Here is a 14,988-nt window from a genome sequence, read left to right on the forward strand (position 1 = left end):
CTGGGAGTCATGATGATGAAACGTAAATGGTGGATTATCAGTGCCGGACTTCTCGTAATACTGGCTGTGGGGATTGCTAAGAAGTTCGACCTGTTCACACGGGCGGCCGAGTCTATTGCTGACGCCGCACATCAAAAGCAGCAGGCCAGGCAGACGTTTACTCCACCGACACCCCCGCCACGACTCAGCGAGGCAGAAGAGCAACGACGTGAACTGCTGCAGGAAAGAACCGACAATCGGGGACGGATTCTCTTTCCTCCGACTGCTGTTGCCGAGATGAAAATCGATCCCGAACTGGTGAAAGGCATTCCCTGGGAGAAGCAGTACCAGCCCGTTCCGCTGAATGAAGTGAAGGTCACCTATACCGAAAATCAGTTTCAACAGGATCGTGCGGAATGGTACCAGAATCTGTTTTTAACAGAGTATGAACAGCACGACGACCGCGATCCCCGTTGGGATGAAGCGGCGCGTGCCTTTCTGAAAGAAGCAGGTCGACGGGCATCAATAGCCCGTTATCGAGAGTTCCGCTCACCGAAGTTTTATCCCGACCAGCTGGACGACCAGCTCGTGAAACAGGGGCTGCAGGTACTTGACCTGGGCTGCAACGATCCGCTGGTGATCAGCCTGTTGATCGAAGCGTTGGGCAGGCAGAAAATGTTTACGGAGCTGACTGCCTCTACCCAAAAACTGCAGGAACTCTACACTCCCGATCACTACTCGGAGATCGCCCGTTTTCAGATTCTGAAAATACTGGTGCGCTACGGAAAGGGAACCGATTTGAGGGAGGAAATGTCACACAGTTTCCGCAAAGCCATCCAGGACAAGCAGCTGACGTCACTGGAAAGACGGATTTATCTGCACGAAGGGCAAATCATGCTGGCTCCGGTACATCAATCGAAGCTGGGGCAATTCATTATTTCGCTGGAACAACAGGCTGACGCCGACCCGTGGCTCAAAAACATGATTCTGGGAACGTTTTATTATGAACTGGGGTTGGACGAAGGTATGCTCAGATACTTTTGGCCCGCTTATACCAAAGTGAATCAGTCCAACCCGTTAAACGTGAACTCGGTAATTATGGGACACCTGCGCAAATCGTATCGGCTGTATCTCCAGGCTTACCAGATCGCCCCTGAACTCCCGGAAACCCCGCTGAAGCTGTTTCGCATGTCGTTCCGACAGAATCTCCAACTGAAGATTTCGGAGGATCTTCCCGATGGGAAAGGGGAGCCCGATCGGCTTTCACCGGCGAGCCCGCGGTACTGGTTTGACCGGGCGATCGCTGCCCAGTTTGATTTCAGGCCCATGTATCGCCAGTATCGCGTCGCCCTGATTCCTCCACCGATCATCTACGAGAACTGGGAGCGTTTTCAGCCGGCGCTCCAGTTCGGAGTGGAATGCCTGAATACCGAGCGGTTTGATACACAGGTTCCTTTCGGCTTTCAGGATGCCGTGCAGGCGATCATTGCCCACAGTGAATATTCGCGAGGGCCCGCCGGACCCCGCAGTCGTGAGGTCTATGGGTTTAAAGACATCTTGCCGCAGATGAAGCGGATGGTGGAGGGGTATGCATCCCATTTCAATGCCGAACAGAAAGATTATTACGCTTCACTCCTGGCCGGTATAAACTGGATTCAGGGGAATCAGAAGATTGCGAAAACGCAATTTGCCGCGCTGGGATCGCGGCTGAAACCGGAGGCACTTGAGGAAGTCTATCTTGATCGAATGGAGGTGAAACGCAGTGAATCCAAACGGAAAGCCAGAAACCTGCTGACGGTGGACCTGAAAGAACTGCAGGGGACCGGTTTCCTGTCAGATCGTTCCCAGCTGATGCTTTGTCTGCCCGGCGGAAAGGTTCAGACCTGGGACCTCAAAACCCATGAAATGGTAAAGGAATATTCGCTGCTGCCTGATGTCAAACCGGAGGCATCGATGCAGTACAGTATTTCAGAGGGCGCGAAATACATCACCTGTTATCAGCATCCCGAAATCAAAGTCTACGAGACAGAATCGTTTTCCGAAGTGGCCAGCCTGAAATTACCAGGAACCGAACCGGTGAAATCGCATCGGATTTCGAATACGGGAAAGTACCTCGTTGTCGCAGTGGCAGAACAGGTGGAAATCTGGGACGTCGCGACGCAAAGCAAGCTTGCTGAAATCAACATTCGCGCGGTCCAGACGAAGGTTTATGAATTCGAGTGGAGAGACTTCCTGCAGCACATCAGGGAAATCTGTTTTAACGCCGATGATTCACAGCTGGCTTTCGTGCGAGGTGTAGTCATCAAGAAATTCCGTCCAGGTTACTGGGCACCCGGCGCACTTCCCCATGTCGTCAATGTTTTGTACGTCTGGGACCTGGAACAGCAGAAACTGGTTTACCAGGGAATTCCTTTTCAACCCAACATCAATGCGATTGAATTTACTGACACTGAAAACGAACTGCTGATCTCAGGTACAGAATGGAGCCTGGTGGAATTTGAACCTGGCGCAAGACCTGAAACCAGGGAGACCTGTTCGATCAAGTTGATGAATCTCGAAGAGGGAGAGAAGACCATCCAGCAGTATGCCGGCCGTGACAAACCGCTCTGGGTACCGCGTGCCTTCGGGAAAGATCGTTCCCAGCTGATCGCCTTGTCGGAAAATGAGCTGCTGGTCTGGGACTGGCAGAGTGGCCGGGAGCTGACCAGTCTCCAGCAGCATCCCGACAATGTCCGTTTTCTGCTGACGCCCCCTGAAAGGGACCGGTTGGTGACCATTGATGTAAAGGGGAACGTCAAACTCTTTTCTGGTGAACTGATTCCCGATGTGCGTTCCGTATTGACGGAACCCGATCTGTATCCCCATCAGCATCCCCGCGAAATCAAATTTGATCCGGATTCGCAGCGGGTAGGGGTCTGCAACGAACAGACAGGGGCATTGATCTGGGACTTTTCCGATCCGTCAAAGGTCAAAGGAAGGTTATACCGGGCGTCGGGACCGGTGGGCACCAGGGCATTCGATTTCAGTCCCGACTTCAATTATCTTGCGACGACTGCTGACACGATGCCTCGTGCGATCATACGCGAACTCCAGGAAAAGGCGCCCGTTTCCATCTGGGATACGGAATCGGGTGAAGTGGTGCGCATTCTGGAAGGAGAAACCAGCTTTGTCGAGTCGGGTACGTTTGATCCCACGGGCCGCTATTTTGTCAGTGGTCTCAAGGATGGTAACATCATGGTCTGGGACCTGGAGTCCGAATCGAATCTGCCGGTTCAGATCCTCAAAGATCACGTGGCCAGTGTCACAAAGCTGAAGTTTTCACCGGACGGCAGGCTGTTGCTCTCCGGGGGATGTGGCGGGGAAGCGTTTGGTAAAAAGGTGATGCCTGCAGTAAAAATCTGGACCAGGTCTGAGCCAGGGGGGGAATTTCAAGTCCAGCAGACGATCGAACTGGATCGCAAGGTACCACCCACATTCGGCGTGCAGGATCTTGATCTGTCTCCGGACGGCAAATGGATTCTTGCCTCCTGCAATCAGAAAACCTCCCTGATCTCACTCAAAGGTGAGTTGCGCTGCACGGTGGAAGGAGGGACGGTGCTGTTTTTGCCTGACAACAAACAGTTCATCACAGCCGGGGGCAGAACGGTACGGAGCATTTCCCTCTGGAATTATGATGGACTGGAGACGCAGTCCTTTCCTTACAATCCGCCCCGGTTCATTACGGTATTGTCGCTCTTTCCTGATTCGACAGCCATCCTGTCATCTTCGTACGGCGAAGGTATCAAAGCCTGGTTCCTTCGATCAGGGGAACAGGTAACGTTTCTGGCGGATCTCTTTCCCGTTGAGAGTACAGAAAGTGGCAGCGAGGATCAGGAAAGAAATTGAATTCCCCCTGTGAATGTATCCGACAGGCTTCAGCCGCGCTGGGAGAACGGTTTCCCGTATCGTTCGCGAAAAATCAAAGCGTGCGACAAGTGTGATTTCTGACATGCCCCCCTTGTACCAGGATGGGAGAAGGTCAACCTTTCCTTATATATACGGTCCCAATGGAACTGGAGACGCTACAGTAAAACGGGACACAGTCTCGCTTTGTATGTCGGCTCACTTGTCATTATTTGACTGTAGTCGGAAAACTTGATAGGTTTTAATGTGAGCATGGGTTTATGCAGTAACATCTTCTGTCTCTGAATCATTATTCCTGAAAGTTCATGCATGTCACGACTCTGTATTCTCACGCTGTTGGCGCTCGGAATGGTGTGCGGCTCATCATGTTGGGCCCAGAACGTAACGCTCTTTGATAGCGACTGTAAACATCCGTGGAACGTTTGCTATCAGTTGCTTAGCAACACCGGACATACGGAGCTGGACGATGAGGACTTCCTGCGAAAAGCGTCGGACACGATAGATACTTTGCTCAACGCGCCGGTTGAGTCGGATGCTCGACAACCGATTCAGCGCGCTGTGATGCAACACGAGGCGTGGCGTACGTTTGATCGGCTGGTAGATCAAGGTAAATTCACCGCACCCGCCCACCGGACCCTGCGATACCGACTCGCGAAACTCATTTCATTGACTGCACTCACAGAGCGGGAAATCGGTGAACTTAAGGGAAACTACTCGACTCGCCCGCTCGGAAATGAATTACCCCGTGACTCCCTCAATGATCTTGAGCTTCCCGCAGACCTGTTCGAGCCGGACGGCGAATGGGTTCAGCTCACACACAAAGGGATCAATCGCGTGGCACTCACGCACGAATCTTCGCATGGCGGAAGGTCAGAGTTTCTCCTGTTTGTTCGGTTCCCGAAGGGCCGGGAGCAAGCGAAGACTTATCTCGCAGAATTCAATAAGCATGCGGCAGTGGAAGCGGAACGGCGACGCGAGTTTCTCTATCGGTTTGTCCCCCGGCGGACGCCGCTTCCTCCGCTACCGAGTTTCCCGCAGGGGCTTCGCGCGATTCTTGTGGAACGTATGCTTGTGATTTCGACCAGCGGCATCCCGAAAACGACTCCCGTCATCCTGTCGATCGCATTTAATGACTTAACCCCCACGATAAGCGAACGTACCCGAATGCAACATCGTCTTCGAAGTGCAGTATTCGAAATGTCCATTCAGCATCTTCTCGATACGGATGCGGCAGCATCATTAAGAAGATTAGAGTTCGGCGAACCATTCTTCGGCGAACAACCTTTTCCAAGGGGTTTGCAGCAATGTTCGCAATGTCACTCCGACAATGGATTAGCCACGCTCCATTCTAGCTTCTTCGGTGTCGTGGTACCCGAGGATCGAAGCGTGCTGATCACAACCACTCAATCGCCCTCAAAGACGCCGCAATGGAAGTTACGGCAGCACAACTATTCGGTGTTGCTGGGGTATCTTGAGGCGTTTTCGGGTGCCGACTCGAAATTACAGGAATAACAAAACTGTAGACCCGAGCGGCTGTTATTGAAGTCAGTCATCTCATGTTTACAGAACTATCCAGCAATGGAACAAGTTCTGGTCCTCCTGTTTCAGTCGCTTTTGTAATCCTGTCAACTCATACGTATTCCGGTACGTGCCTTTATACCACCGTTTTAAAAGATACTCCAAATACGCTCAATGAATGAGATTCAAAAAGTAAAATAATCCACACTGAACCGTATGTGGTTATTTCCTGGAAATAATCAGGATCCTCTATAAGAAGTACCAGCGAGAGCGTGACGGGGAGTAGAGTGAGGCCGCCATGCCGGCGGGGCAGGTCGGTCACTTGAGACCTGGATTAAGGGCTTGCTCTGACAGTTTCCTGTTCGCTGCGCTTGGCCTGGATTGCAACCGGGGCTATCCGTGATCTCTGTTTAGTGGTTCGGGATATTCATCTGCGGGAGTGGGGGCGCCTCTTTTATAATGCGTTGTGAAACGGGTAGTGGACCCTGGCGTCAGCATTGTCGGGCAAGCTGACTGAGGCACCCGGTGATTGATATTGCTGCCACGAAAACACGAAAGGGCACGAAAGGAGGGAGTCATGCTTGGTTTTTTGGGAATCGGGTTTCGTTTTCTGTGCGAGGATCATCTTAGGGAGTGGCGCGCGGCGAGCAAGGGGATTATTGGAATGCTGTGGCGATACAGGTTGATACCGGGGCGATGTCAGGCGGTACCGGGGCGGTGCCGAGGCGAAGAGCGGCGATGGTGCGGCGACCCGCAGGCGCACATCACGCACAAGTGTGGTTTCAGGCAGTGCAAATCTGGAAAAAACAGGCTGTTTTATAGTGAGGACCTGGAACAGGTGGCTCGTGTTTCAGTGCACTGTAAACTGGTCACGCGCGCGACTCACTTAGACGCTTATTCTGTTTGGGGGCAGGGGGGAGTCAAGTCGAATTATTTCAGTATATCAAACCAACAGGGGACAGGTGATGAGTGAAAAGTGGGAACGGGAAACGTAAACAGGCTGCTGACCATGAATGATAAGCAGCCTGTAAGCGGAGGCGGGTGTCACTCTTGAGGCCGTTTTATGAGCTGATCTATATCACAATAAGTGCCATCAACTTGACCACTGGGGGGGAGTCAACACAGGGATAAATCTTGTGCCTGGTATTAGTCAGGGGGTAGGGCACCGCTGAACTCTGGCGAATGAATTTCAAGTACGAGCCTTTATCACATCGGATATTCTGGATATATTGAGATAAATCACATCAGGCATGTTCATTCTCTGTTTTGCAATACACTGTACCGGGGGCATGATCTGTCACCACACGGGCCGGGAGGCACGAACAAATGATGAGAGAACCTTGGTGAATATCAGCCAGCGCTGAATTCACTTGGCTTTCATTCGTGATCTGAAGTCCTGGTAGTGAAAATAAATCTTCAATCATTCACAAGCTAAAGGATTCGGTTAGTAAGCGGACAGTCAGTCATCTGCACCAGAACACAATATGGATGCACTTCAAAATACTATTGTTCAATTAGCGACGCCTCTCAGTCTGGCGCTGATTATTCTGGGGACATCGCTGGGGATTTTCGTGGGGGCGATTCCCGGATTGACCGGTGCGATGTTGATTGCACTCACGCTGCCGTTGACGTTTACGCTTGATCCGCAGCTGGCGATGACCTTGTTAGTGAGCATGTATGTGGGCTCAATCAGTGGTGGCCTGATTACCGGCACACTCCTGCGAATGCCCGGCACGCCCGCCTCCGTGATGACCACCCTTGATGGTTACCCCATGACGCAACAGGGGCAGCCCGGCCGTGCGCTGGGGCTGGGGATTTATGCTTCCCTGGTGGGTGGTTTGATTTCCTGTCTGTTTTTAGTCACCCTGTCTGCGCCGATTGCCAGCTGGTCAACACAGCTGGGGCCTTTCGAATATTTCTCGCTGGTATTGATGGCTTTGGTGTTGATCGCGACCATTGATGGCGCATCGCTGCCCCGCTCACTCTTATCGGGAACATTGGGGATATTGGCAGCCATGCCGGGAATTTCCGCAGCCACAGGCGAAGTACGACTCACCTTCGGGGTCACTTCTCTGAATGCAGGTTTCAAGTTGTTGCCCGTCTTAATTGGATTGTTTGCCATCAATCAGGTGCTGCGCGATATTGCGAATATTGACCAGAGTGTTCCGCGTGTCTCGGTAACACGCAAAGGGTTGTGGCTGACGTTCGCAGACTGGAAAAATCAATGGGTGAATCTATTGCGGTCGTCCCTGATCGGAACCTTTATTGGAATACTACCCGGCATTGGTGCCAACATCGGTTCGATCGCCGCTTATTCCGCCGCCAGAAACAGTTCGAAAACGCCAGAGAAATTCGGTTCCGGTTCTGCGGAAGGAATTATTGCTTCCGAAGCCGCCAACAATGCGACGGTCGGCGGCGCTTTGATTCCACTCGTGGCGATGGGCATCCCCGGCAGTGTGATCGATGCCATTCTGCTCGGTGCCTTGGTTCTGCATGGATTGCAACCGGGGCCGCGGCTGTTCAGCGAACATCCCGAGCTCGTGCATACCATCATGGGAACCTATTTTCTGGCAAACCTGGTCATGTTTGTGGTGATGATGGCCTCCGTCGGTTTTCTGGCAAAACTGGTGCGGTTTCCACGCCCTTATCTGTTGCCCCTTATTCTCACCTTCTGCATTGCCGGGGCCTTTGCGTTGTCGAACCGCATGTTCGATGTCTGGGTGATGCTCGCTTTCGGGCTGCTGGGACTGGTGTTAGAGCGAAACCGCATCCCATTGGCTCCCTTTGTCATTGGGTTTGTCCTGGGTCCGATTGCGGAAGAAAATCTGTCTGCCGGGCTGATGTCATCGCAGGGGAACTGGTTGCCGATCATCGCCCGTCCCATTTCTTTACTGTTTGTTGTCATCTCTGCCTTATTGCTGGTTGTGCCACTCGTACGTCAGTTCCGCAAAAAGCGGGACAGTCAATCAGAGACCTTGAAAGACCATGCTCCTGAAGAAGTGAATCGCAGCTCTCCGTCTGAAACAGGGAGAGAGCACGGGGAACAGAATGCGCACTCATTCTGGAGCCGCTTTGGTTTACCAGTCTGGCATACAATCGCGGTACTGGCTATTGTCGGCATGCTCGTATTTCAGTATTCCGGTTTCTTTACGAATCAACATCAGCAGACGCAATATCCACAACGTCCCATTCAGGCTGTCGTGCCGTTTTCTGCAGGAGGCGGCACGGACCTGTTTGCCAGAATCATTCAAAAGTCAATCACCGAGGACCAGCTGCTGAAACAACCAGTCGTCATCATCAATCAGCCGGGGGGGAGTAGTACGATTGGGAGCCGTTATGTCAAACAGGCGCGGGCCGACGGTTACAAAATCCTCTGTAATCATGAAGGAATTATTACTTCGAAATACTCCGGCAAAGTGAACTTTGGTCCGGAGGCTTTTGAGCCGATTGCCCAGACGGGAGAGATCAACCTGGTGGTTGCGGTGCAGAAAAACGCCCCGTATAAAAATCTGGCTGCGCTGTTGCATGCTGCTGAGGAACATCCGGGGGAAATTCAATTCGGCACCAATTTCGGAGCCCTTGCCCATTTTGCTGCCAAAAAGATCGAACAGGCTGCGGGGGGTGAATATTTTAATTATGTGCAGGCGGGAGACGGGCAAAAGCGGTATACGATGCTGATTGGTGGTCACATCGATGCCACCATTTTTTCGCTGGCCGAATTTCTGTCCTATCAGGGAGACGGGCAGATTCGCGCTTTGGCAGTTTTGTCTGAAGAGAGACAGTCCGTCCTGCCGGACGTTGCGACGGCACGCGAACAGCAGATCGATGCCGTAGTAGGGAACTCGTTTTACTGGTGGGCTCCCAAGGGGACGCCGCCAGAGCGAATTGAGCTGCTGGCAGATGTACTGGAACAGACGATGCAATCTGATGCGGTACGGAACAGTTTGCAGGCGTTGTCGATTGCACCTGTGTTTTATCGGGGCGAGAAACTAAATGAGCACATCAGCCAGAGTGAGCAGAAATTCAGCGAACTGGTTTCCGGCTCAACAGTTCAGCTGCCTGATTTTCCTTTCTATATCATTATGGCGACGCTCTTATTGCTGAGTATGATCGTCGGACAGAGAATCTTTTTCAGTCAAATACCGCCCGCCAACAGTTCCCCAAGCAGCAAGCCACGGATCTGGCTGGCCGTTTGTTGTTTTGTACTGCTGTGCTGCTATGTTCTGGTATTAGAGCAGAGCTGGCTTAATTACTGGCTGGCGACGGCATTGATGATTGCAGTCACGGGAGGAACTATGGCAAAATGGAAACCACGCTATTTGCCGGTTCTCATCGAACTTGCTTTGTTGACTGGTCTGGGGACAGAAATTGTGTTCACATCAGTCTTTTCTGTTGTACTGCCCTGACTGGTTCATCCCAGCACAGAAATATAGACCTCAGGCCGAGGTTACCGAGTTTTTTCCACCACGAAGTCACTAACCCACGAAGGTTCTTTCATGACGCGCCCTAATATTTTATGGTATTGCACCGATCAGCAACGGTTTGACACGATTGGTGCACTGGGGAACGCGTATGTGAAAACACCTGTGGTTGATGCGCTCGTGGCAGAGGGGGTGGCCTTTACTCATGCGTATTGCCAGAGCCCCATCTGTACGCCCAGCAGGGCAAGTTTTATGAGCGGCTTGTATCCCTCGCGCCTGCACAATACCAGAAATGGCAACGACACCTTTCCTGACTGGCCACCACTGATCAGTAAGTTAATCGCCGAGAGTGGTTACCTGTGCGGGTTGATAGGAAAGTTTCATTTAGTGAGTGCCGGTCATCGTGCCGAGCCTCGGCTGGATGATGGATTCTCAGTCTGGCAGCACAGCCATGCTCCGCGCGATGACTGGCCTGCAGGCACACACGATTACGCCGACTGGGTGCGTGATCAAGGGAAAAGCCTGGATGACATGCGCAACAGCAAAGAGAATGTTGATCCCGAATATCATCAGACGAAGTGGGCCTCTGATCGGGCGATCGAATTTATCGAACAGGATCATCAACAACCCTGGTTGCTGAATATCAATGTCTATGACCCACACCCTCCGTTTACGCCTCCTGAAAAATATGCGAAGATGTTCGACCCGGCAGCCATGCCCGGCCCCCATTTCGAGGAGTCTGACAAGGCGACCCAGGAACTGCTTTCCCGGGTTGATTTTCAGCCTGTCACGATGTCAACGGAAATCAGTGAGCTGAAAAAAGTTCAGGCACTTTATTACGCCATGATTGCTCAAATTGACGATCAGTTTGCGCGGATCCTGAGCGTATTGGATTCAACAGGACAGAGAGACAATACGGTTATCATTTTCACTTCAGACCATGGTGAGACGCTGGGAGATCATGGACTGGTACAAAAGGGATGTCGATTTTATGAAGGCTTGATCCGGGTACCATTGATTTTCTCCTGGCCCGGACATTTTGTGACCAACCAGCGTGCCACCGGACTGGTGGAATTACTCGATCTTTCTGCCACATTACTCGATTTAACGGGCATTCCCATCCCTGGCTATCATCAGGGGCAGAGTCTGCTGCCGGTACTTACAGGCGAACAGACAGACGAACGAATTCGTGATAGTGTTCGCTGTGAATACTTTGACGCACTTGATCCGTTTTTCACAGGCGGGGAGGGCAGTTTTGCGACCATGTATCGCGACGACCGGTATAAACTATCTTTGTATCACGACAAGAATCTGGGAGAGCTTTACGATTTGCAAACGGATCCCTGGGAACACAACAACCTGTGGAACGACCCGAATCATCAGGCTGCCAAACACGAATTAATATTAGCGAGCTTTAACAGCCATGTCGTCTTAACAACCGATGTCGGCTCCAAACGGATTGCTCCGATGTGATCTCTCTATGGGAAGACGGTGGGTATTCAGGATTTGGGGGAAGGTCGAATTATTTTGTATTCATCGGAGTAACAGTTGCTCTCAGGGGGGTATGGACTCACAGAGAATTGCTGATATCTATGACGATGAGTTTCTTCATCTACGGCTCAGAAGCAGCAACGTTCGTGGATTGATCTGTCTACACCCAAATGATTCCGACAAATGGTACCAGGTTTCGCCCTGTTGCCTGTGCTTCAGCAGGTAGAACTGGCTCTTCAAAGATAGGGTATCGCTTTCAGGATGATGTCACCAGTTGAGAGGATTTACTTCGCACGGCAACCATAAATGGATGTATCTATGGCAACACAAAAACCTGCAAGATCACGCTCACAGCCGACGTCGTGCTGTTCCTGCAGTAGATCGCTCTACAGTCCTAGCGCAACAGCTCAACCGCTGCCTGTCTGAGCATCTCGATATTCAGGAGTGCCCGTCTGTTGTATTCCGCAGTTCCCGCGTCATCAGCATTTAGCTTGCGGACTGACCCGGTCAGGGTGGCATAGTGGTCAATAAAGGCTTGCATCTGACTGGATGACCAATCATGCCGCTGTTGAACCATCGTCAGGTATTCAATGAGTTGCTCCGCTTCCCGAAAGGCCTTCAGTCGCATCGAATGCCGGATCACTGTTTTTCCCTCCGGCGTCTTGTCGAAGATGAACAGTCCTAACTGGTCGGCCTGTCTTAATGCCTGTCCCGATTTGTCGACAGTCTGCCACGGGACCAGCCCGGTAGCAGCATATCGCCAGGCATCGAGTGCCCAGGCCTGAAGTTGCCGATTGCTCTCGTGAACCGGGTTGGAAGTGCCATAGACCCAGACCTGCAATCCATCTCGCTGCATACGGTCGGTGATGAGCCTGCGATAGTTCTGAAATGCGGATGAAGAAACGACCCACAGGTCTCCTCGCCCGGCGAGTTCACCGCGGCAAAACTCTGGACGGGAGATATCGATTCGATAGTCAATCTGAACATCACTGGCTCGCCGCCGCCCGCGGTCCGTCAGTTCTCCATAATACTGGAGCGCTCGATAGTCCCAGTATGACGATGGTTCATCGAGAATCCACGGCGCCTTCGTCTGCTCATTCAGAGATCCTTTATTGTTGAAGTACACCTGGAATCCGGTCTCGGTCCAACCTCTTGATTTCGCAAGGCGGACAAAGTCGCTTAGTACATTTACATACGTTTGAGCATAGGCCGGACTGTCTGCAAAGGACCGATACGCATCAGGATCGCCGTTGAAATAAGCCCGGCAGTTCAACGGCCAGCTTTCATGAAATGTCAGGTAGAATCCCGGGGCCTGAATGCGGCCGCGGTGACCCTCTTCAAAGTATGAACCATCGAGATAGGGGCCAAACGCTGCTTCGAAGTCATCCCAGTAGGCCTGTTTCGCGCCCGGCTCAATGGCATCGTACCGTTTATTGTTCATCCGGCGACCAGAGCGGAGACGCATGTCGAGGTTGCTCTTCCGGGCACCGGGTGCAGCGGTATGATGAGAGTAATGTAGAATGTTTACATGCACGCGATGGTCGTACGCCACCTGCTGCAGGGCGTAGTAATCGTCAACATGATCTGGAAGACCATAGCTGTTCATCTCACAAAGGAATGACGCCTTCCTCGGAAGTTGGATCGGCAGGACAGTCAATTTGAGCGGAACTTCGCGACCATCTGAAACTGCGAATATCCCATTATATACACCCGGTGTTGTCTCGAACGGAATATAACAGTCTACGAAGACAGCCTGATCCCTCTCGCGACTCAATGGAATTGTTTCCGGTAGTGGCACCAGAGGATCAGGAATATGACGCCCCCTGGTTGGGACGTACTTTGCCTGAAACAGGTCTACACGCCAGTCAAGAGAATTGAGATGGCAGTTGACTGAAACTTCATCGTCACCGCGCAGGAGCACCTGAAAGCCGATCACTTCACCGGCGGCGGCCTTTAAGTGAATACGCTGTCCATCGTACAGGGAATTATGTGTCCGATAACCTGGAGGCAAGTCCCCCACGGCGCGACCATTCCGGTCATATTTGTCAGTAACGGGAATCACTGCCACATTAGAAATGGGTGGCGTGGCAGCGGGCAGCGGACGCAGTTTCGGAAAACTGATTGGTGCGACACTGAAGAGTTCACCCTTTACCTGGGCAGGTTGCGACTGCTGCCCTGTGCGGTTGACGGTGATCACTTCCACTGTATGCAGTCCCGGCTTTGTCAGATTCTCAGGGAGGTCGCGCAGAGTAATCGATTGCCTGCTGCCGGGATGAACCAACGGGATGTTGTGACGCCCCAGTTGGTATCCATCCACCAGAACTTTATAAGCAAAGCCGAGCCGCGGTGCCTGGAGAGTGAGTCGGGCTGATTTTCCGTCAACCGGAGCCAGCTTCAAGTCTGTTGGTGGAAGCGGAACCTCGTCGGTACGGTGATCCGTTTCCACTACGAGGTACGGCTGTTTGGCGGACTGTTCGCGTGAGAAGATTGTGGGATTCCGTCCATAGTCCGTTTCGTGTTCGTGAATTGCCAGTCCGAAGGCGATGCCTGAGGTCATGGCATGAACCAGATCGACCGGAACGTCACAGTGGTACTTTCCGTCTCGAAGTTCGAACGCAGACTGATGGACCAGGGTAAACCCATTTCCGCCAGCAACCGCTGGAAAGCGTGCTCCGGGATAGCCCCACCCGTTGACGCCTTTGATTCCCGCTGTCAATCCCGTAGAAGTCATCTCCTCCCAGGGAGCCGCGATCGTGGAGAGCGTTACTGCGAAAATCGTTTCTGCCGCTTGATGGCAAACCAGCTCGGCCCGCGTGATCGTCTTTCCTTGAATTGCTGACAGATCGAAGCTCAGTGCCACAATGTGCTGGTTCCCTTTGATCCGAATGCGGCCACTCGATCCTGCATTTACCGACCACTCTTTGTCTACCATGACGATTGAGTTATCCTGGATCACGGGCAGCCTTACAGAATCAGCCCCGAGGCATGCACTCCATGCAAAGAACAGTATAATGGCACTTGCAAATCTAGTCATATGAAGGCTCATTTCAGGGTAAATTAATCGTACACGTTGGTGTAGTGGCACGGGAACCAGCCTGTTAGTACTCCAGCTGAGTTTTTGGATGCGACTCGTTCGTTTATTCTAATTATCAGTTTAATTCAGTGCGACACCGAAACTCAACGTGACACGTCTCCAGGCATGGCAGCATTCACAAGCCTGAGTGTTCTTCGCCTGCTTCCGTTCCGCTCCCACAGGCGAGCAGAACAGCCATTGATACAATAGAACACCGAGTCGTGTGACTGGTGTCATTCGTGGGGCAGGTCAGGGAGTGTACCCAACTCGATTGCTTAAAAACGAATTAACGAGTGCGTTTGAAGTTCCACTGGGCTGTGAAAATCTACATTCAGACAGGATGTAGATTTCTGGAAAGCAGCAGTACGCGGGATCTTCGCGGATCTGGATCAGTGGCTCCGTCGTAAATGGCGTGCCATTCCGTGGTATCACTGTCAACGGGTCAAAATTCGGGAGAAGCAATGGAAGCGGATGCGATCCAAATGAACCAGTCGGCCCCGAAGCTCGAACGGAGTCTCTCTGGTCTTGATATCGTTATCGCTAAGGTAAGGAAAATGAGAACGTTAAAGGGAACCGCCATATACAGAGCCGTACGCGCAGTGA

Annotated in this window: 5 protein-coding genes; 4 read left to right on the forward strand and 1 reads right to left on the reverse strand. The window is 52.2% G+C overall.

The features are described from left to right. Positions 1-9: 9 nt before the first annotated feature. From GmarT_RS09580 to GmarT_RS09600, 4 genes are all read left to right on the forward strand, one after another. On the forward strand, positions 10-3,864 hold the full coding sequence (locus tag GmarT_RS09580) for a WD40 repeat domain-containing protein (RefSeq protein WP_002648386.1): 3,855 nt from the start codon (positions 10-12) through the stop codon (positions 3,862-3,864). 579 nt (positions 3,865-4,443) lie between these two features. After that, the gene (locus GmarT_RS09585; protein ID WP_149302586.1) at positions 4,444-5,394 is read left to right on the forward strand and encodes a hypothetical protein; all 951 of its coding nucleotides are present in this window, start codon (positions 4,444-4,446) and stop codon (positions 5,392-5,394) included. Between the two features lie 1,490 nt (positions 5,395-6,884). Then, positions 6,885-9,806, forward strand: coding sequence for a tripartite tricarboxylate transporter substrate-binding protein (locus tag GmarT_RS09595; protein ID WP_002648383.1), 2,922 nt, complete (start codon positions 6,885-6,887; stop codon positions 9,804-9,806). Positions 9,807-9,896: 90 nt separating this feature from the next. Next, positions 9,897-11,294 carry a sulfatase family protein gene (locus GmarT_RS09600; RefSeq protein WP_044239566.1) on the forward strand — a complete coding sequence of 466 codons (1,398 nt, stop codon included), beginning with the start codon at positions 9,897-9,899 and terminating at the stop codon, positions 11,292-11,294. Between the two features lie 412 nt (positions 11,295-11,706). Here GmarT_RS09600 and GmarT_RS09605 read toward each other — a convergent pair whose 3' ends face one another. After that, positions 11,707-14,244: a hypothetical protein gene (locus GmarT_RS09605; RefSeq protein ID WP_002648381.1), complete on the reverse strand. Its 2,538-nt coding sequence runs from the start codon at positions 14,242-14,244 to the stop codon at positions 11,707-11,709. Positions 14,245-14,988: the final 744 nt, after the last annotated feature.

It is taken from the genome of Gimesia maris, assembly GCF_008298035.1.
Lineage (GTDB): Bacteria > Planctomycetota > Planctomycetia > Planctomycetales > Planctomycetaceae > Gimesia > Gimesia maris.

What these genes read in the sequence shown, in the direction of transcription:
- GmarT_RS09580 (WP_002648386.1), top strand. Translation starts at nt 10, where the DNA reads ATGATGATGAAACGTAAATGGTGGATTATCAGTGCCGGACTTCTCGTA.
- GmarT_RS09585 (WP_149302586.1), top strand. Translation starts at nt 4,444, where the DNA reads ATGCAACACGAGGCGTGGCGTACGTTTGATCGGCTGGTAGATCAAGGT.
- GmarT_RS09595 (WP_002648383.1), top strand. Translation starts at nt 6,885, where the DNA reads ATGGATGCACTTCAAAATACTATTGTTCAATTAGCGACGCCTCTCAGT.
- GmarT_RS09600 (WP_044239566.1), top strand. Translation starts at nt 9,897, where the DNA reads ATGACGCGCCCTAATATTTTATGGTATTGCACCGATCAGCAACGGTTT.
- GmarT_RS09605 (WP_002648381.1), bottom strand. Translation starts at nt 14,244, where the DNA reads ATGGTAGACAAAGAGTGGTCGGTAAATGCAGGATCGAGTGGCCGCATT.